The 19,762-nt window shown below is 42.9% G+C and carries 17 protein-coding genes; 10 read left to right on the top strand and 7 right to left on the bottom strand.

Going from position 1 to position 19,762, the window contains the following annotated elements; genetic code table 11:
• Positions 1–17: 17 nt before the first annotated feature.
• From rfaD to H9Y05_RS13345, 4 genes are all read left to right on the top strand, one after another.
• Positions 18–983, top strand: a complete 966-nt coding sequence (gene rfaD, locus H9Y05_RS13360) for an ADP-glyceromanno-heptose 6-epimerase (RefSeq protein ID WP_163492113.1) — start codon at positions 18–20, stop codon at positions 981–983.
• A 75-nt stretch (positions 984–1,058) separates the two neighbouring features.
• Positions 1,059–2,249: a glycine C-acetyltransferase gene (gene kbl / locus H9Y05_RS13355; RefSeq protein WP_163492115.1), complete on the top strand. Its 1,191-nt coding sequence runs from the start codon at positions 1,059–1,061 to the stop codon at positions 2,247–2,249.
• 84 nt (positions 2,250–2,333) lie between these two features.
• The gene (locus H9Y05_RS13350) at positions 2,334–3,161 is read left to right on the top strand and encodes an alpha/beta hydrolase family protein (protein ID WP_216714566.1); all 828 of its coding nucleotides are present in this window, start codon (positions 2,334–2,336) and stop codon (positions 3,159–3,161) included.
• Positions 3,158–3,679, top strand: a complete 522-nt coding sequence (locus H9Y05_RS13345; protein ID WP_163492119.1) for a GNAT family N-acetyltransferase — start codon at positions 3,158–3,160, stop codon at positions 3,677–3,679. The genes H9Y05_RS13350 and H9Y05_RS13345 overlap by 4 nt, the downstream gene beginning before the upstream one ends.
• Positions 3,680–3,949: 270 nt before the next feature.
• Here the strand turns inward: H9Y05_RS13345 and pyrF are convergent, their stop codons facing one another.
• Both pyrF and H9Y05_RS13335 read right to left on the bottom strand, forming a co-directional pair.
• A complete protein-coding gene (gene pyrF, locus H9Y05_RS13340) occupies positions 3,950–4,774 on the bottom strand; it encodes an orotidine-5'-phosphate decarboxylase (RefSeq protein ID WP_216714565.1) in 825 nt (274 codons plus the stop codon).
• Between the two features lie 120 nt (positions 4,775–4,894).
• Positions 4,895–7,105, bottom strand: a complete 2,211-nt coding sequence (locus H9Y05_RS13335) for a hypothetical protein (protein WP_216714564.1) — start codon at positions 7,103–7,105, stop codon at positions 4,895–4,897.
• Between the two features lie 237 nt (positions 7,106–7,342).
• On the opposite strand from H9Y05_RS13335, the gene trxB reads away from it, so the two are divergent.
• From trxB to clpX, 3 genes are all read left to right on the top strand, one after another.
• Positions 7,343–8,296 carry a thioredoxin-disulfide reductase gene (gene trxB / locus H9Y05_RS13330; protein WP_216714563.1) on the top strand — a complete coding sequence of 318 codons (954 nt, stop codon included), beginning with the start codon at positions 7,343–7,345 and terminating at the stop codon, positions 8,294–8,296.
• 133 nt (positions 8,297–8,429) lie between these two features.
• On the top strand, positions 8,430–9,098 hold the full coding sequence (clpP, locus tag H9Y05_RS13325; protein WP_163492126.1) for an ATP-dependent Clp endopeptidase proteolytic subunit ClpP: 669 nt from the start codon (positions 8,430–8,432) through the stop codon (positions 9,096–9,098).
• 111 nt (positions 9,099–9,209) lie between these two features.
• Positions 9,210–10,436 carry an ATP-dependent Clp protease ATP-binding subunit ClpX gene (clpX, locus tag H9Y05_RS13320; RefSeq protein WP_216714562.1) on the top strand — a complete coding sequence of 409 codons (1,227 nt, stop codon included), beginning with the start codon at positions 9,210–9,212 and terminating at the stop codon, positions 10,434–10,436.
• Positions 10,437–10,485: 49 nt separating this feature from the next.
• Here the strand turns inward: clpX and msrA are convergent, their stop codons facing one another.
• Positions 10,486–11,019 (bottom strand): peptide-methionine (S)-S-oxide reductase MsrA, encoded by a 534-nt coding sequence (gene msrA, locus H9Y05_RS13315; protein WP_163492128.1) that lies wholly within the window; start codon positions 11,017–11,019, stop codon positions 10,486–10,488.
• A 210-nt stretch (positions 11,020–11,229) separates the two neighbouring features.
• On the opposite strand from msrA, the gene H9Y05_RS13310 reads away from it, so the two are divergent.
• Both H9Y05_RS13310 and H9Y05_RS13305 read left to right on the top strand, forming a co-directional pair.
• Positions 11,230–11,595: a hypothetical protein gene (locus tag H9Y05_RS13310; protein WP_163492129.1), complete on the top strand. Its 366-nt coding sequence runs from the start codon at positions 11,230–11,232 to the stop codon at positions 11,593–11,595.
• A 30-nt stretch (positions 11,596–11,625) separates the two neighbouring features.
• Complete coding sequence (locus tag H9Y05_RS13305) at positions 11,626–15,123, top strand: T9SS type B sorting domain-containing protein (RefSeq protein ID WP_216714561.1); 3,498 nt, start codon at positions 11,626–11,628, stop codon at positions 15,121–15,123.
• Positions 15,124–15,291: 168 nt separating this feature from the next.
• On the opposite strand, the gene H9Y05_RS13300 is transcribed toward H9Y05_RS13305, so the two are convergent.
• Together H9Y05_RS13300 and H9Y05_RS13295 are read right to left on the bottom strand one after the other, a co-directional pair.
• Entirely contained in the window at positions 15,292–16,290 is a 999-nt protein-coding gene (locus H9Y05_RS13300; RefSeq protein WP_163492131.1) for a chorismate synthase, read from the bottom strand.
• Positions 16,291–16,294: 4 nt separating this feature from the next.
• Positions 16,295–16,612 carry a rhodanese-like domain-containing protein gene (locus H9Y05_RS13295; RefSeq protein ID WP_163492132.1) on the bottom strand — a complete coding sequence of 106 codons (318 nt, stop codon included), beginning with the start codon at positions 16,610–16,612 and terminating at the stop codon, positions 16,295–16,297.
• 163 nt (positions 16,613–16,775) lie between these two features.
• Here H9Y05_RS13295 and H9Y05_RS13290 point away from each other — a divergent pair, with 163 nt between their 5' ends.
• On the top strand, positions 16,776–18,005 hold the full coding sequence (locus H9Y05_RS13290) for a Glu/Leu/Phe/Val dehydrogenase dimerization domain-containing protein (RefSeq protein ID WP_216714560.1): 1,230 nt from the start codon (positions 16,776–16,778) through the stop codon (positions 18,003–18,005).
• Positions 18,006–18,058: 53 nt separating this feature from the next.
• Here the strand turns inward: H9Y05_RS13290 and H9Y05_RS13285 are convergent, their stop codons facing one another.
• Together H9Y05_RS13285 and H9Y05_RS13280 are read right to left on the bottom strand one after the other, a co-directional pair.
• Positions 18,059–18,685 (bottom strand): hypothetical protein, encoded by a 627-nt coding sequence (locus tag H9Y05_RS13285; protein WP_216714559.1) that lies wholly within the window; start codon positions 18,683–18,685, stop codon positions 18,059–18,061.
• An 85-nt stretch (positions 18,686–18,770) separates the two neighbouring features.
• Entirely contained in the window at positions 18,771–19,757 is a 987-nt protein-coding gene (locus tag H9Y05_RS13280) for a T9SS C-terminal target domain-containing protein (protein ID WP_216714558.1), read from the bottom strand.
• Between the last annotated feature and the right edge of the window lie 5 nt (positions 19,758–19,762).

Below are 19,762 nucleotides of genomic sequence, written 5' to 3'. Positions count from 1 at the left end.
TTTTCAATTTGAATCAAATGATAGTAGTTACAGGAGCGGCAGGATTTATCGGTAGTTGTCTGGTCGGGCATTTAAACCGGGCCGGTTATACGGATATTGTTGTGGTTGATGATTTTTCAAAAACAGAGAAAGAACACAACCTGGAAGGAAAAACAATCATTTCCAAAGTCGGAAGAAGTGGGTTTAATGCATGGTTCCGGGATTTCGCAAAAGAAGTGGAATTCGTATTTCACATCGGGGCAAGAACCGACACAACAGAGTTCAATAAAGCAATTTTTGATGAACTGAACGAACATTTTTCTCAGGAGGTGTGGAATACATGTACGGAATTTCAGATTCCTTTGGTGTATGCCAGTTCTGCGGCAACGTACGGATTGGGTGAATACGGGTACAAGGATGATCACGCGGTGGTAGAGCAGTTAAAGCCTCTGAACCCTTACGGCGATTCCAAGAATAATTTTGATAAATGGGTACTTAAGCAGGAAAATCAACCTCCTTTCTGGGCGGGGTTGAAGTTTTTCAATGTATACGGACCAAATGAATACCACAAAGGACGTATGGCCAGTGTGATTTTTCACGCATTCAACCAAATCGGGAATTCCGGCGAAATGAAACTGTTCCGTTCGCATAATCCGGATTATACTGACGGCGGACAGCTACGTGATTTTGTGTACGTGAAGGATGTGGTGAATGTATGCCTGTTCCTGATGGAACACAAGCCGCAAAGTGGTATTTATAACCTTGGTTCCGGTAAAGCACGTACCTTCCTGGATTTGGCAAAAAATACGTTCAAAGCAATGGGAAAAGAAGAAGCCATTTCGTTTATCGATACACCTGCGGATATTCGGGACAAATACCAATATTTTACGGAGGCTGATATGTCTAAACTGATCGGGCAGGGATATACTACTCCGTTTCATACACTGGAAGAAGGAGTAGAAGACTATGTAAAAAATTATTTAGTTGAGAATAACTATTATTAAGGTCGGACAAGGAGCGCAGCACGATGCTAAACTGGAGCGAAGCGGTCTGAATGTCTAAAATCTAATATCTAAAATATGTACGGAAAAATTAAAGAACACCTTTCTGCAGAATTACAAGCAATCAATGAAGGAGGGATTTTCAAAAGAGAACGCATTATCACAAGCCCGCAAGGAGCAAATGTTACGATCAATACAGGAGAAGAGGTTGTGATCATGTGTGCGAACAATTACCTGGGGTTGTCTTCTCATCCGGAGGTAATCCAGGCGGCGAAAGATGCATTGGATACTCACGGATTCGGGATGTCGTCAGTTCGTTTTATTTGCGGAACGCAGGATATTCACAAAGAATTGGAAGCAAAAATTGCTAAATTCTACGGAACGGAAGATACAATCTTGTATGCAGCAGCGTTTGATGCAAATGGAGGTGTTTTTGAACCGTTATTCGGAGAAGAGGATGCGATTATTTCGGATGAATTAAATCATGCGTCCATCATTGACGGAATTCGTTTGTGTAAAGCACAGCGTTACCGGTACAAACATTCGGACATGGCAGACCTGGAAGAGCAATTGAAAAAAGCGCAGGGACAGCGCCACCGGATTATTGTTACAGACGGAGTGTTTTCAATGGACGGAGATATTGCTAAAATGAATGAAATTTGTGACTTGGCAGATAAGTACGATGCATTGGTGATGACAGACGAATGTCACTCTGCCGGATTTATCGGGAAAACAGGCCGTGGTGTTCCGGAATACCACAATGTAATGGGGCGTGTAGATATCATCACAGGTACACTCGGGAAAGCCTTGGGCGGAGCAATGGGCGGTTATACGACCGGTAAAAAAGAAGTCATTGAGATGCTGCGTCAGCGTTCACGCCCGTACTTGTTCTCCAACTCATTGGCACCATCGATTGTAGGAGCGGCAAATAAAGTATTTGACCTGCTGAGTTCAACAACAGAATTGCGCGATCGTCTGGAAGACAACACGACGTATTTTAAGAAAGCAATCATTGAGGCGGGATTTGATATCAAACCCGGAGACTCACCGATTGTTCCCATCATGTTGTATGACGCGGCACTTTCACAACAGTTTGCAGACGAATTACTAAAAGAAGGAGTTTACGCCATCGGATTCTTTTACCCGGTTGTAGCAAAAGGCCAGGCGCGCATCAGAACACAAATTTCCGCAGCACATACAAAAGCAGATTTGGACAAGGCAATCAATGCGTTTGTGAAGGTCGGAAAGAAACTGAATGTAATCAAGTAAAGAAGTTATCTCCATATGGATTTATAGAGGCTTGATGTATCAGGCCTCTTTTTGTTTGTAAGTAAAAATCAAACGCGTAGAAAAATGAAAACTGTTAAAACAACATCCACGTATCATGGTTCAGAAGGTCGTGAAGGCGCATACGATTTGTTTATTGCTGAGAATGGCAGTGAATGTCCATTAGTCGTTTTTGTCCACGGCTACATGGGCTACAAGGATTGGGGGGTATGGAACCTGATGGCAGAAGCTATTCAAACGGCTGGTTTTTCCATTGCTAAGTTGAATCTGACGCACAATGGAACAACAGTGGATGAACCAACCGTTTTTGCTGATTTGGAGGCGTTTGGAAATGGAGGGTATCTGAAAGAACTGGAAGATATTACTTTGTTTTTAAATCACCTGGAGCAGGAGTATCAATTTCGGGAATTTATTCTTGTCGGACATTCACGGGGTGGTGGAATTGTCTTGCTGGCAGGGAAGGACAAGCGGGTGAAACAAATACATTGTCTGTCTCCGATTTGTTCCATTGCGTCTCGTTTTCCGCAGGGAGAGGAATTGGAAAACTGGAAAACAACGAGGGTGTATTACCGTAAAAATGGACGAACAGGACAGGAGTTGCCGCATTATTATAGCCAATATGAAGAGTTTGCAAGGAATACGGATTTGCTGGATATTGAACAAGCGTGCAGAACGGTAAAGAAACCTGTCTTTGTGTACCACGGGGCAGAAGATACGTCTGTTTTGCCGGAAGAAGGAAAACGAGTAGCGGAATGGTCTAAAGGAGTTTTATATTGCATCGAAAATACCGGACATACTTTTGGAGCTTCTGAACCTTGGAATGAACCGGAAATGCCGGAGAAAATGAACGAAGTGGTACAGTTGATAATTACAAATTTGACAGAAATACTATGAATTGGATCATTGAAACTGAACGGTTGTACTTACGTGAAATAGATGTTCAGGATGTGGACGATCTGTTTGAAATGGACGCGGATCCTCAAGTGCATCTATACATTGAAAATAACCCGGTACAGACAAAAGAACAGATTGTTGAGGTAATACAGATGCTGCAACGTCAATATGCTGAAAACGGAATTGCACGTTGGGCGGTTGTTGACAAACAAACCGGGGAATGTGTCGGTTGGTCCGGGTTGAAATTGTTCCGAACACCGTTAAACGGACATGTCGATTTTTATGAATTGGGGTACCGTTTTAAAACCAAACACTGGGGAAAGGGATATGCTACCGAAACGTCCCGGGCGATTATTGATTATGGGTTTGACCGGTTGAATGTAACGTCGCTTTATGCGATTACGCATCCGGAGAATGAAAAATCCATTCACGTGTTGAATAAGTTGGGTTTTCAATTCATTGAAACATTTGATTATGAGGGTGATGTAACGAACTGGTTTGAAATACGCCGAAAATGATTGCTACTAATTCGGAATCGTTTTTTAGAACAGTACCTTATGAAAAAATCAGATTGATGAAGTTATGAGGATATTGTCATATCGCAATATTACGATATGTAAAAACTACTTCTTATTGATATTTTTACTGTCGCGTGCGTTTGCGTGAGTGATGGAAGCGGCATCCTTTCTCTGCCGATACGGAAAGATTCCGGTATTGGCGGTGAAAGATATAGCGGACAGCACGACCCGACAACGAAGGGGCACGTCCGGAAAATAAATTGAGTCAGGTTAGCCGATAAAGCCCTTTTCTTTCAGAATGTGTTCCATCTGCAATTGGATTTTTTGCGCTTCTGTCCTTGCCTTTTGTGCAAAATCAATTCCGTTGGAGGCATAAATAATTCCTCTTGACGAGTTGACCAACAGTCCGCAATCGTCGTTCCAGCCGTAGTTTGCAACATCTTCCAGAGAACCTCCCTGTGCACCGACACCCGGAACCAAAAAGAAATGATCCGGAACGAGTTTGCGTACTTCACCAATCCCTTCGGCACGTGTCGCGCCGACCACGAACATGGTATTTTCAGGAGTCCCCCACTGTGCTGTTTTCTTCAACACTTTTTTGTACAATTCTTCTCCTTTCGCGTCGGTTGTAAATTGAAAATCCAGTGCGCCCGCATTGGAGGTAAGTGCCAGTACAATGACCCATTTATCCGGGTATTCTAAGAAGGGAGTTACGCTGTCTTCACCCATGTATGGAGCAACTGTCACTGCGTCACAACCAAGGGTTTCAAAGAATGTCTGCGCATAGTATTTGGAAGTATTTCCAATGTCTCCCCGTTTCGCATCAGCAATCACGAAGCAGTTTTCAGGGATGTAATCAACTGTTTTTTGAAGGGACTCCCATCCTTTTACACCATAACATTCATAAAAAGCATTGTTGGGCTTGTAAGCAACACAAAAATCTTTTGTTGCATCAATAATCGCTTTGTTGAATTCAAAAATCGGATCTTCTGTCTCCAGCAGGTGAGCGGGAATTTTTGACAGATCGGTGTCCAATCCTACGCAAAGGAAGGATTTCTTACTTCTGATTTGTTCGATTAATGCTGTTCGTGTCATTTGCTTTACTAAAAACGAACTGCAAATATACAAAGACTTCTGTGATAATAATCAGCAGGGATGAATATAGCCGCCTTCAGATTACCTGATGACGGCTCATTCTTTAACCATATCGGGTAATTATTTAATGGTTATTTTTTGTGTAGCGATCATCTCTCCGTTGACCAGAAACAAAACAGAGTACATTCCTGACGACAGTTGAGAAGTATTGAATACATAGGAACTTCCTTTTTTGTGATAAGGTACCTCCATTTTTTCTCCCAGTACTGAATACAACTGAATTTCACCATCATATCCGTTCCATTCGATTACCATTTCATGGGTTGCCGGTTGTGGAAAAATAAGGATGTCGGTATCAGTGCCGAAATTCATCATTTTTGGTTCAAAATAAAAGAACTGACCATCAAAATCTGTTTGCTTGAGGCGATAATACGATGTTCCTCTTTTGTAAGGTGCGTTGTCATAGAATGTATAAGCAATTGTTTCTGTAGAATTTCCGCTTCCTTTAACGGTGCCGATTTCTTCCCATTTGTCCGGCAGTTCGGTCATGCGTTCAATGGTGAAATAATCATTGTTGACTTCGTCCAGTGTTTCCCACTTGACCAGGACACGTTCCCCGACTTTAAGTATGCCGAAATCTTTTAAGTTGATGCTTAGCGGACAGGCAATTGTGAACTGTTGATTTGCCGTGCCGCCACATGCGTCTGTAACAACCACGGAATAGGTTCCCGCGCTTGATACACTGATGGATGGTGTGGATTCTCCGGTTGTCCAGACATAGGTGTATCCGGGTACTCCATAACTCGGAGCTGCTGTAAGCGTGACATTTCCCGAACACGGGTTCGGATTCAGAGAAGCAGGTGCAGGTGTCTCTACCGTGTGTCCCTCCACTGTAATCGACCAGGTGTTATTGGGCATAGACTGGCAGCTTGCTACACATCCGGATGTGGAACAATAACAGTAAGAGTTTTGGATCTGATAGGTCAGTAATGCACTGCACACAGGGGTAAGGCATGCGCTTGTTTCACTGAAAATACTGATGCCGCTTGCTCCGCAGGTTCCGGCTGATGTACTGTTGCAATTCCAGAAAGTAGTCGCAGCAGCGGGAGATACACCGCACGGACCGGAGATTTTAAATGCAGCTTCATTTCTCCAGCACGAACAAGGTGAAGTGGACGAAATGTATTGAGCGTTAAACCGGACATCTGTAATGGTGGAATTTAATGGCCGTGATACATTCAGGTTGTAGTTACAGGAACCGGATAAACCGCACCAGGCTCCGTTGTATAAAAATGATTTGGCTCCGGAGGTATAAGTGGCGCTGGAACTAACCAACGGGTCAACGACAACCGGGTAAACCATTGAAGGTAATGCGAGCCATGAAGATACCGGAACGACGATACTTAAATCATTTCCGTTATAGAGGTAATTGAATGATACGTGATTCTCTTTGATTGCACTTTGGTCGAAACCAAATGCATTTCCAATGGTAAATATTTCTTCATTATAAGCATTGTTGATGCTGTATTTTCCCTGGTAGCCTTCAGCAGTAAGATCACTGGTGTTTTGTTGGGTTAATGCGTACCCGTTGGGAAGCTGCAGATGATCTGTAAAAACCAGGTTTTTTACACCTTGTAAATAATTCAACTGTTGCGGAATCACATAATTTAATTTGATACGATCCAGTTGATAGGAAATAGAGATGTCGATTCCCGGCCATGCGTTGGTAATATAAATACCTTCATCACCAATCGTATGATCGGACCAGTTGGCCTCTCCTAAATTTTCCGTTGTCCCGTTGTTTTTGACCAGGACCAGATCAATCCGGTTATTGAACTTAAACAACTCTCCGTTCTTTTCAAAAGCGGAGTAGCGGTCATTGACGTTCAGTACAGCAGGTGTTTCTTGTCGGTCACTTCTGTACAGATTCGTGGATACAGGGCGTAAACGGGGATCGTAAGAAATTTTGTATCCGTTTTCATTGTAATGAAAGATACCATAGATGGACTGCGAATAAAAATGTGTTCCATTGGACCCTTTTTCGACGAACATACGGGAAGAGTCTTTTCGTTCGTGTATTAATTCGAAACAATTTTCACAAGGGGCATCGTATGGCAGGATTCCAAATTCCGGATGAGATTGAAATGCTTTTGGTGTCAGTTTGATGAGCTCATCTGTGATGCTGGGCGATGCTTTGGAAGTAAAGGTTGTATAATTATACACCTTAGGTTGCATTTTCTGTTCTCCCGCAGCCTGGCTTATTGAGGAGAATGAATGCAGTGTAAATAACAAATAAATGCAAAGCGTGAATGGGTGGTAATTCTTTTTCATGTTGTGAACATTTAGTGGCAGTGAAATAGTTGGCTTCTAATTGCTTAGTGCATTACAATTAACAAATTTTTGATAGGGAAATTATATTAAGATTATCAAATTGTGTGATTGAGTTATCAAATACATAAAATCAATGAAAATTTAAGAAAAGGAGAAATAAGTACTGTATATGCTTCTTAAATCTGGTGATTAATGATTAAATTTGTAGCTTTTATCACATCAAAGATTAGTTACAAAATGAGTCAGGAAATAGAACAATTAGATTGTCTGATAATAGGGTCAGGACCAGCAGGATATACAGCGGCTATTTATGCGGCAAGAGCAGATATGAAACCTGTGTTGTACCAGGGAATGCAACCGGGGGGACAGTTGACAACCACCAACGAAGTAGAAAATTTCCCAGGATATCCGGGAGGCGTAACAGGACCTGAAATGATGGTGCAGTTAGAAGCGCAGGCAAAGCGTTTTGACGCGGACATCCGTTTCGGCTTTATTACCAAAGTTGATTTCTCAGGACCGGTTCACAAAGCGTGGACAGAAACCGGGCACGAGTTGCATGCCAAAACAGTGATCATTTCAACAGGCGCATCTGCCAAATACCTGGGATTGGAAAGCGAACAAAAGTATTTGCAATTAGGTGGAGGTGTTTCTGCCTGTGCAGTGTGCGACGGATTCTTTTACCGCGGACAGGATACCGTAATTGTCGGAGCAGGAGATTCTGCCTGTGAAGAAGCACATTACTTATCTAAATTGTGCAAAAAAGTAACGATGTTGGTTCGAAGAGATGAATTCCGTGCGTCGAAGATCATGGCGGATCGTGTAAAGAATACACCGAATATTGAAATCTTATTTAATACCGAAACAGAAGAAGTATTGGGCGACGGAAATGTTGTGTCCGGTGTTCGTGCTGTTAATAATGTAACGGGAGAGAAAGTCGAAATTCCATGTACCGGCTTTTTTGTTGCGATTGGTCACCAACCGAACACGGAGATTTTTAAAGATTTCATCAACCTTGATGAAACAGGATACGTTATGTATGAAAAACCGGGAACTTCACTGACAAATGTGCCGGGAGTATTTGTAGCAGGTGATGCGGCCGACAAAAATTACCGGCAGGCAATTACAGCAGCAGGGACAGGCTGTATGGCTGCACTGGATGCAGAACGTTATTTGTCAGGACTGGAACACTAATATGAACGGCAGATTCAAACGATGAAACTTCCTTCATATTTTTATTAATTTTGTTTACAATGTTCTTCGGAATATTACGGACAATACAATCAGAAAATAATAACAACAAGTAAACGCGTAAAAAGAAACAAGTATGTTTGACGGAAATGAATTTAAAAAGTATGCAACGAAACACATGGGATTGAATTCCATGCATGTTGCAAATTACATTGAGTCTTCACTGACTCCATACATCATTGAAGAGCGCCCTTTGAATATGACACAAATGGACGTGTTTTCCCGTTTAATGATGGACAGAATCATCTTTTTGGGAACGGGAATCAATGACCAGGTGGCGAATATCATCAATGCCCAGTTATTATTCCTGGAGTCGGTAGATCCTAAAAAAGACATCCAGATTTATCTGAACTCTCCGGGAGGATCTGTATATGCAGGTCTTGGGATCTATGACACGATGCAGTACATTCGCCCTGATGTGGCAACGATTTGTACAGGGATGGCGGCTTCGATGGGAGCTGTATTGATGTGTGCCGGTGCGGAAGGAAAACGATCTGCACTGAAACATGCCCGTGTAATGATTCACCAACCGTTAGGAGGTGCACAGGGACAAGCGTCTGATATCGAAATCACAGCACGTGAAATTCAGAAGTTGAAGAAAGAATTGTACGATATCATCGCTACACACTCCAAACAATCGTATGAAAAAGTGTGGGAAGATTCAGACAGAGATTACTGGATGACAGCAGAAGAAGCAAAAGCTTACGGAATGGTGGATGAGGTATTGATCCGCAATCCGAAATAAGAATAAGACTGGAAATACGAGGTACGAAAAAGAGGAAGAAGAAGCGTGGCGAAGAGGAATAACTCGTACCTCGTAGATCTGTTACTACCTTGAACATATAAAATCGATTCAATGGCAAAAAATGAAATAACTTGTTCGTTTTGCGGACGTTCAAGAAAAGAGGCGGGGGAATTGCTGTCCGGTTTTTCCGGTCACATCTGTCCGAGTTGTGTTGAACAGGCACACCAGATTGTTGTGAATGAATTTGGAACCCAGTCGAAAAACACTTCTCATACAGAGTTAAACGTTCTGAAGCCGATAGAAATAAAAGAACGGCTGGATGAATATGTAATCGGTCAGGACGATGCGAAAAAAGTATTGTCGGTAGCCGTATATAATCACTACAAACGCTTGAACCAGCCCGATATGAAGGATGAAGTGGAAATTGAGAAATCCAACGTTATCCTGGTGGGAAGAACAGGAACGGGAAAAACATTACTGGCAAAGACAATTGCGAAAATGCTGAATGTTCCGTTTTGTATCGCTGATGCAACCATTCTGACGGAAGCAGGTTATGTGGGGGAGGACGTGGAATCAATTCTTTCCAGATTGCTTCAGGCTGCGGATTATGATGTGCAGGCGGCAGAAAGAGGGATTGTTTTTATCGACGAGATTGATAAAATTGCCCGAAAAAGTGACAACCCGTCCATTACAAGAGATGTTTCCGGAGAAGGAGTACAACAGGCATTGTTGAAATTGCTCGAAGGATCTATTGTAAATGTTCCGCCACAGGGAGGAAGAAAACACCCGGAACAGAAAATGATCCAGGTAGATACCAAAAACATTTTGTTCGTTTGCGGAGGTGCATTCGACGGGATTGAAAAAATGATTGCCAACCGGGTGAATCGTCAGACAATCGGATTTTCTTCATTGGAGGAAGATCGGGTAGACGGAGAACATTTGCTGCGGTATGTGAATCCGACAGACATCAAGACGTTCGGATTGATTCCTGAATTAATTGGTCGCTTCCCGGTACTGACATACCTGGAGCCATTGGATGCGGAAGCATTGAAACGAATCCTGGTGGAACCTAAAAATGCATTGGTGAAACAATACATCAAATTGTTTGCGTTGGATGGAATTAAATTGAGTTTTGATGCTAAAACACTTGATTTTATTGTTGATAAGGCCATTGAATTTAAATTGGGAGCACGTGGATTGCGCTCCATTTGTGAAGCAATTTTAAATGAAGCGATGTTTGAATTACCGACAAGTACTGAAAAAGAATTCAAGGTAACGCTGGAATATGCGAAGGCGAAATTTGAAAAATCAAAAATGGCCAAACTGAAAGTGGCTTAAAAAAATAAGTGAAAGAAAAATCGAAAGGTGCGGGAAAACGCACCTTTTTTTATTTCTTCTTTTCGGCAAATACTTTTTTGAATTTTTCAACCTTCGGGCGAACAACCGATTGGCAGTATTGATTCTGAGGATTTAACTCAAAATAATTGTGATGGTATGCTTCCGCTTCGTAATAATTGTTGATTTCAATAATTTCCGTTACAATCGGACGATCCCATACGTTTGCTTCCTCCAGCCGTTTTTTATAACCTTCCGCTGTTTCTTTTTGTTCCTGGGTGTGATAAAAAATCACGGAGCGGTACTGTGTTCCGATGTCGTTTCCTTGCCGGTTCAGTTGCGTGGGGTCGTGTACAAACCAGAACATTTCCAGCAATTCATCATACGAGATAATGGCAGGATCAAATACAATGCGTGCTACCTCGGCATGTCCCGTTGTACCTTCACAAACCTGTTTGTATGTAGGATTTTTCAGATGCCCCCCGGCATATCCCGGTTTTACAGACTCAATCCCTTTGATGTCTAAAAAACAAGCCTCGATGCACCAAAAGCATCCGGCTCCGAATGTTGCATGTTCTAAGCTCATATTCTTGCAAAATTACACTTTTTGTTCATTGAAATACACAAAATTTGAGATGAGAGACCCTGTATGCTAAAAAAAGAAGGGAGAAGAAGCGGTTGTTTTTGTTTTTTAGTAGTTTTGAATTTATCTGTCGCGTGATGAATAATGATACTTTCTACGGAAAGTTATTTTCGCCGGATACTACAACTACATACTTAATGAAGATTATACGATATGAAAACTATTAAATTAAACTCTCTGTGGATTGGAATAACGTTTTTTCTACTGGGTACTTTCTGTACATTCTCTCAGGAGGCTGGTGCCGCAGATCAACATCCCGGAGCAAGTGTTACGCTGTCGGTGAAAAAAAACGGACTATCCGATTATTCATTTACACCGTTGACAGATTACAATGAAGGGAATGTTCGTCAGCATGTTAGCCGGTTAGAACAAATTACCGGCAGCACGATTAAATACGAATACAGTGCGGGACGTATAAAATTCACTGTGAATCCTGAAAAAGTAAAGGGCAATGACCTCGATAATTTAATCAGAGGATTTGTTGTACTCCACGGTTATTCAGGGTACCAACTCAATTAAAAAAGACTACTAACTCCATCAAAAACAAACATGATGAAATTAAATTACTACGTTCTACTATTGGGGATTTTGTGCAGTTTTATGTCTCCTTTTCAGGGAGCCTCCCAATGTAATATACAGGCAAGTATTTGCCAGCCGGGAGTTGCCGGCCCGTTTAATTTTGTTGCAACAAGCGGCTCTTACGCCGGAGGTGCGTTTGCCAATGCAGGATGTTCCACCGGTGCGGCAGGACAGCACCATTACGGATTCATTACCTTATACATTACACAGTCAGGATACCTGAATGTATTGATTAACGGAAATGCTTCCTCCGGGTTTATTGACGTTGCTATTTTTAACGTTCCCAACGGAGTCGCTCCGTGTACAGCCATTCAAAGCGGTTCGAATGCGATCGGGTGTAATTATGCATCTACAGCCGGTGGATGTGTACAATTCGGAACGTCGTTTCCGTGTTCTTCATCCGTGCCTGCACCGTATGTGAATGCAGGTGATGAAATCATGATTGTGGCGCAAAGTTATACCGCTGGTACGAGTACTTCATTTACACTTGAACTGGGAACAACTCCGGGAAGTGCACAGACAGGGCCTCCGGATGCAACAATTACTTCTTCAGGCCCCTATTGTACAACGGACGGACCAACACAGCTGGTTGCAGCAAGTATGGGAGGAACCTGGTCAGGACCGGGGGTTTCACCGGCAGGAATGTTCAACCCGGCAGTAGCTGGTGTGGGAACGCATACAATTAATTATGCAATTGGATTTTCACCATGTAATTCAACAGCATCAACGCAGGTGACAGTAGGATCTGTTGCCATTTCAGGGATGAATGTATCCAACTGCCAATCGGGTGGCGTTTATAGTGTTTCCGGTATGGTAGGAGTTTCTAATCCGCCTTCTTCCGGACAATTAATTGTCGAAAACTGCGACGGACAGCAGGTGGTTGTCGCTTCAGCCCCGTTTAGTGTAGGGAGTTATCCTTTCAACTTATCGGGATTAAACCCGAACGGAGCGGCGTGTGATATCCATGCTTATTTTACAAACTCCAGTTGTTCTCACATCTTAAATTATACTGCTCCTGTCTGCCAGGGATGTACTATGCTTGATCTTACAACAACAGTTGGGGCGTGTCAACCGAACGGAACATATTCAGTGAGCGGGTCGGTATCTTTTTCGAACCCTCCTACAACAGGAACCCTGGAGATTACCACGTCATGCGGAGGAAGCCAATTATTTAACGCGCCATTCACATCTCCGACTAATTATTCAATTTTCGGATTGACGGCTGATGGAAGTTCATGTATTGTAAAAGCGGTTTTCTCTGCTGATAATACATGCGATATACTGGAAACAATTACAGCACCAACAGTTGTTGTGCCGACCTTCACACCAATCAGTGCATGTTTGGGAAGCAGTCCGCCACCTTTGCCGGCGACTTCCAATAATGGAATTTCGGGAACATGGTCGCCTGCAGTCATTAATACAAATACGGTAGGGGTAACAAACTATACATTTACGCCAAACCCCGGAGGATGTGCCGTTCCTGCAACAATGAGCGTAACAATCAATGATTTGCCGAATGTCAGCGTGCCGGGAGCAGGAGTGCTGTATGAGTGTCTGGTCTCACCGACTGTTCAGTTAAACGGTAATTCCAGTACTCCGGGAGTGACATATTCCTGGACAGGAAATGGTATTGTTTCGGGAGCAACAACTGCGACGGCGACTGTAAATGCTACCGGAGTTTATACATTGACGGTGACAAATCCTGCAACCGGATGTTCCAATTCTGCAAGTACCTCCGTTATCGGAGACGGAAATGAACCGGATGTTTCAATTGCGAACCCTGCAACGATTACATGTAGTAACCCGACAGTGACATTGTCTGCCAATTCACCCACACCTGGCGCTACATTTGCATGGACATCTAATCCGGGGATTATCTCCGGGGGAACCACATTGACTCCTACGGTAAACCAGGCAGGTACGTACCAGATTGTGGCAACAGGTTCGAATGGGTGTACGAATGCCGCAAGTGCTGTGGTGTCGGGTAATACAAACTTGCCGGATGTCAATACAACTCCGTCTTCTTATGTTATTTCCTGTAACAATCCTACTGTCTCAATCAATGGAACATCATCTGTTGCAGGTGTCAGTTATGTATGGACGGGACCGGGGATTGCCTCCGGGCAAAATTCAGGAACAATTACGGCTAATACAGCGGGAACGTATGCTGTAACAGTTACAAATCCGGTGAATAGTTGTGTGAATTCAGCAACATATACGGTTACCGGGAATACAAACCCTCCTGCTGTTTCTATTGCAAATCCCTCCCAATTGGATTGTTTGCACCCAACTATTCAATTACAAGGAACATCCGTTTCTGGAGCCACTGCTTCCTGGACAGGTCCGGGAGTTGTTTCGGGAGGAACAACATTGACAGCTGTTGTAAATGATCCGGGAACATATGTACTTACTGTAACAGACCCTTCCAATAACTGTACAAGTACAGCGCAGGTTCAGGTAAGTGAAATACCTTCTGTTACACCTTCTACGTTTTCAGATACAGTCATTTGCGGCAGCACATTCCGGGTTCCCCTGGACAGTATTGTAGCAAACGGAAACGTAACATGGACAGAACAATACGGATATGGATCCTTCAACAATCCGACTTTAACAGATCCTGTTTTTACAGGAGTGAATGGCGTAACAAATTATAATTTGGTCTTTACAGATGAATGTGGATATACAGCAACAGGTCGGGTGAGTATGATCAGAAGACCGGTTGTCTCAGTTCCGCCTTATTCATGTGTTCTGACAGAATTAGACATTTCAACGGTATCTCACAACGGAGGAGTCTGGTATGCCATTGAAAATACAACTCAACCGTACGTGCAGGATACAACCGTGTCTTTCCTCTATGGAGATACGCTTACGGGTGGACCGCAGATCACAGGGGTAACAGTACCGGAACATGGCGTATATTACATGTACTTCCATTCGAACGATATCTGTCCGGATACAACTATTACCTTAAATTTCCTGCCGTATATCTGGACCGAAATAAATGATACAACGCTTTGCGAAGGAGTGCAATATGAATTAAATGCGTATGAAAGCCCTTACAATGTTGATTATTCCTGGAATACAGGCTCTACAGGGACATCCATTACCGTTACGCAGCCGGGAGCATATATTGTAACCATAACAAATGACTGTTATGCATACAGTGATACTGCAGTTGTTGCTTATGAGAAGTGTGAAATTGAAGCACCAAATGTTATTTCGTTATCATCCAGTTCAGGAAACAACACCTGGTTTGTAGATAAGAAGGGGGTAGCTGATTTCCGGTGTGTGATTGTCAACAGATGGGGGAACCTGATTTACGAATTTAATGATGTAAACGGACACTGGGATGGAAGAGATATGGGAGGAACAGTGGTGTCTGAGGGAGTGTATTTTTACACAATTCAGGCAACTTATGAAGGTGGGGAAGAAGTCACCAAACAAGGATTTATACATGTTGTACATTAAAGAATCTGAAAATGCTAACAGAAAACGGGGAATCGTACTATAGCGATTCCCCGTTTGTTTTTTCTGAGCATATAGGATAACCAATCCTATTTTACTTTCTTGTCAATGAATTTCTTTTCTATGCAGGATCCTGCTTTTTTCTTGGATAAGGTTCGGGTTTTCTAATCGTCAGTCAGTGTGTCTGCGTTGTGCCTGTTGATCCAATAAGAATAAATCAGCAAGTACAATTGCCGTTAATGCCTCTACAATGACAGGTGCTCTCAGCGCTACACACAAATCATGTCTTCCCTTTATGGAAAATGATTCGATCGTATTTGTATCCCAGTTCAGACTTTCCTGCTCTTTTGGTGTAGAAGAAGCCGGTTTGATAGCGATTCTGAATACCAGGTCATTTCCGTTGGTGATTCCGCCATTGATTCCGCCTGCATGATTGCTTTTCGTTGTTCCGTTTGGATCAATGATCGAATCGTTGTTTTCTGATCCGAACATGCGTGCAGCATCAAATCCGGAACCAAATTCGACTCCTTTTACGGCAGGAATGGAAAACAATGCGTGGGCTAACAAGGATTCAACGGAATCGAAAAACGGTTCGCCAAGCCCGATTGGGACCTGTTTTACACGGCATTCAATGATTCCGCCGACAGAATCTTTTGCATTAATTGCTTTTTGCAACCCTTTTTCCGGATCCGATTCACCACCTATTTCAATGACCTGTGCTTCAATTGAAGATGGGCCGATTACCTTTTTTGCGATGCTGCCTGCGGCAACCAATCCCGTTGTCAGACGGGCACTAAAATGTCCGCCCCCGCGATAGTCTTCGTACCCGCCAAATTTTTTGTTCGCCACAAAATCGGCATGTCCGGGTCTTGGAATACTTCGTTGTGATGTATAATCTTCCGAACGGGTATTCTGATTTTCAAAGAAAATGGCAATGGGTGCGCCGGTCGTTTTTCCGTTAAAAATCCCACTTTTAAACAAAGGAAAGTCGGCTTCTTTTCTCGGGGTTGTTCCTTTTTGAATTCCTCCTTTACGACGCTCCAAATCCGGTAACAGCAGTGTTTCATCCACTGTCAATCCCGCAGGACATCCGTCGATTACAACTCCAACGGATTCCCCGTGTGATTCTCCAAAAATATGCACTCTGAATAAGCGTCCGAATGTATTCATATAGCTATCCTACAGTTAAATCAGGGTCAATTTCATGCGCCCATGCAATGATTCCTCCCTGAAGGTTATACAGGTTTTCATACCCGTGATTTTGTTCCAGCCATGCGATCACATTGGCACTTCTCTGCCCCGAACGACACTGAACGATTACTTTACCTTCTTTCGGAACTTCTGAATAGCGGTTGGCAAATTCACTGGTCGGAATTAAAATACCGTTGATGTTTGCCATGTCATATTCACTCTGCTCGCGCACATCAATTAAAATGTGTTCTACATGATTGTCAATCATTGACTTTAGCTCTTGTACCGTTATTGATTTCATAATTTCTACTAATGTTTCGTAAAAGTAGGTGCTTTCATTGAAAAAAACAACTGTTAAAAAAATAACAAAATAGAGGTGTTTTGTGATTGGGTTGAGAGGTGTTTGTTGGATTCTTTCACTACATTTGCGTGGCTCATAAAAACGAAGCGTAAATAAGACAGAGATGAAGGATTTATTGGAGAAGTTTGAGAATAAACAACCGGAAATTGTATTTGAATGGCATGATTCTGAAACAGAAGCGAAAGGATGGGTGGTCATCAATTCGTTGAGAGGAGGAGCTGCCGGAGGAGGAACACGCATGCGTGCAGGAGTGGACAAACGGGAAGTAGAATCACTTGCAAAAACAATGGAAGTGAAATTTACAGTAGCTGGCCCTGCCATCGGAGGTGCTAAATCCGGAATTGATTTCGATCCGAAAGATCCGCGCAAGAAAGAAGTGTTGCGCCGTTGGTATAAAGCGGTTGCTCCCTTGTTGAAAAATTATTACGGAACAGGCGGAGACATGAATGTAGATGAAGTGCACGAAGTCATTCCGATCTGCCGGGAAGTAGGGGTATTGCATCCACAGGAAGGAGTCTTCACCGGACACTTTTCCCCGAATGATCAACAAAAGCAACAGCGCATCGGGCAATTGACAGATGGTGTAACGAAGGTGATCGAAAACGAAGCGTATACACCTGATCTGAGTAAGAAATACAATGTTTCTGATATGATCACCGGTTATGGTGTGGCTGAGTCAGTAAAACATTATTATACTATCTGGGGTGGAGCTGTTTCAGGAAAACGGGTGATCGTTCAGGGATGGGGGAATGTGGCTTCTGCAGCTGCGTTTTTCCTGGCACAACAGGGGGCTAAAATCGTTGGAATCATTGACCGTGTAGGAGGATTGATCAACGAAGAAGGCTTTTCCTATGATGAAATTAAACACCTGTACCTGAATAAAAATGGCAATGAACTGGCACATCCTTCGATGCTTTCATTTGAAGAGGTGAATGCAAAATTGTGGGATGTCCCTGCTGAAGTTTTTATTCCGTGCGCTGCTTCGCGGATTGTGCAACAAGACCAGGTAGAACGAATGGCCGCTGCAGGAATGGAAGTGATTGCCTGTGGTGCGAACGTTCCGTTTGCTGACAAAGAAATTTTTTTCGGACCGATTGCCGATTATACTGACAACCAACTGTCGGTAGTTCCGGATTTCATTTCCAACTGTGGAATGGCGCGTGTGTTCGCCTATCTGATGTCAAATGACCTGTCACAGATTTCTGATACTGCTATTTTTGAAGATGTCAGTTCGACCATCGAACAGGCTTTGAAGAACGTACACGCAGTACATTCCGGGAAAACAGGAATAGCGAAGAAGGCCTTTGAAATTGCATTAAAAGAGTTGGTTTAACCACCTCTACATAACACAACATTGTAAAAACGCTTTCTGACCGGAAGGCGTTTTTATTTTTCTTCCCATTCTTTCTCAAAGTCTTTTTGCGTTTTCCGGGGAGGGAAGTACCGGTGTTCATTGACAGAGATGTCATATCCGATGGCGCTGTCGATCAACAGGTACAAATCATTGATAATCCAGTCGGGAGAACCGGTTTTTTCCATCCCGTTGGTCAACACCTTTTCTGTTTTTCCGTCTTTCAGGTATACTTTCATCAGCAATGCGGGGCCCATAAACCCGGAAACGGTTTGCCCGGTGTAAACTTTGTCCACGGTTTTTCCGTTGGTGAATGTAATTTTCAGCTCCAGGTTATTGCGTGCCTGCGTTGATTCCACACCATACCTGGCATAACTTTGAATGCTTCGGATGGTTGACAGGAATGCGGCAGTGTTTTCACGACTTTCGGAACGAAACCCCGGATGCATGGTGCTTTGCGTATGATCGTTCAATGCCCGCTCGATTTGTTCATCCAGCATGGGGATGATTTTTGTATTTTCCTTGTTTGGTTCATCATAAATGGAATGTGTCCCGAAAAAAGTTCTGTACAGGGGCACTGCAGCGATTCCCAAAATGATAGCGGAAACAATTAACCCTGCGCCAATTCCTATTTTAGTGTTTTTCTTATTCGTAGTATTCATCTTTTGTTGTTTAGTTGTTGAAAGAGGTACCGGTAACGTCCTCCTTATCATTTGTTTCTACCCGGACTAAAGTAATAAAAAACGATTACTTACTGATAAACAATTTCAAATCGATCAGGAATAGCTGTTGAGGGCTTTTAATCAGTGAATGCATGAATTGTTCATTGGTAACTGCGACTGTTGTATTTCCTGTAAATGCAACACTTTCAACCTGTAGGAAATGCCCTCCGAATTTTAATTTTTTCTTCTTTCCTCCCAGAAAATCATCGGTGTTGAAGTCACTGAGCAGGTATAGAAATGGTGCCACTGTTTTGGTATAACCCGTCAGAACGATTTGTTTTCTGTTTGGAGAAATCGCAGCGCCTGTTATCAAACCGTTTACCTGGAATGATTGCATGAACGTCGCTTTATGTATTCCCTTTTTGTTTGGAATTTTATACAATGTTGTTTTTTGAGAATTCCATTCTTTGGTAAACACATAAATCATCGAATCAGTTACCAGGAAGGCTTCGCAATCAAAATCGGTCGCATTGGATTTCTTTGCCGTGAAATCTGTTTGTTCCGGATAGGAAAAACGAATGGTGTCGATGTGCAATGACGTTTTATGAATTTTAAAGAAACGCAGGTTTGTCCGTGTGCCTGTTGCATTGTTCCCGACATCCCCGATGTAAAAATAATCGCTATCCTGCTGCAATTCTTCCCAATCGGTTACCTTTAATGCTTTGAATTGAATGATCTGTTCTGTTTTTCCTGTGGCCGGATCAATTCCGTAAATGTTGTTGTCACTGTCGTCGTTGTGTGTCCAAAGGAGTTTGTTCCAGTATACCAGTCCGGATGTTTCCTTTAGTTGATCATCCAGCGGAAACTTCCGGATCAGTGAATCGGGAATGGTTGTCGCTGTTTTTTTCTCCTGGGAAAATGCGGTTCCGGAAAACAGGAAGATCACACCGGATAAAATAGCACAACGAAGCATGGGGTGAATGTACACTTTTTTATAGAAATCCGGTTGACCTTTCTGCGTTTTTATCCGATTAGAGCCTGAATAACATGGCAACGACGATCCGTGTTTCACATTTT

Source organism: Taishania pollutisoli, assembly GCF_014518315.1.
In the GTDB taxonomy this organism is placed as follows: Bacteria; Bacteroidota; Bacteroidia; order Flavobacteriales_D; family Crocinitomicaceae; genus Taishania; species Taishania pollutisoli.
Note: the sequence above shows the minus strand (reverse complement) of the source record. Positions and strands in the feature narration are given on the sequence as shown.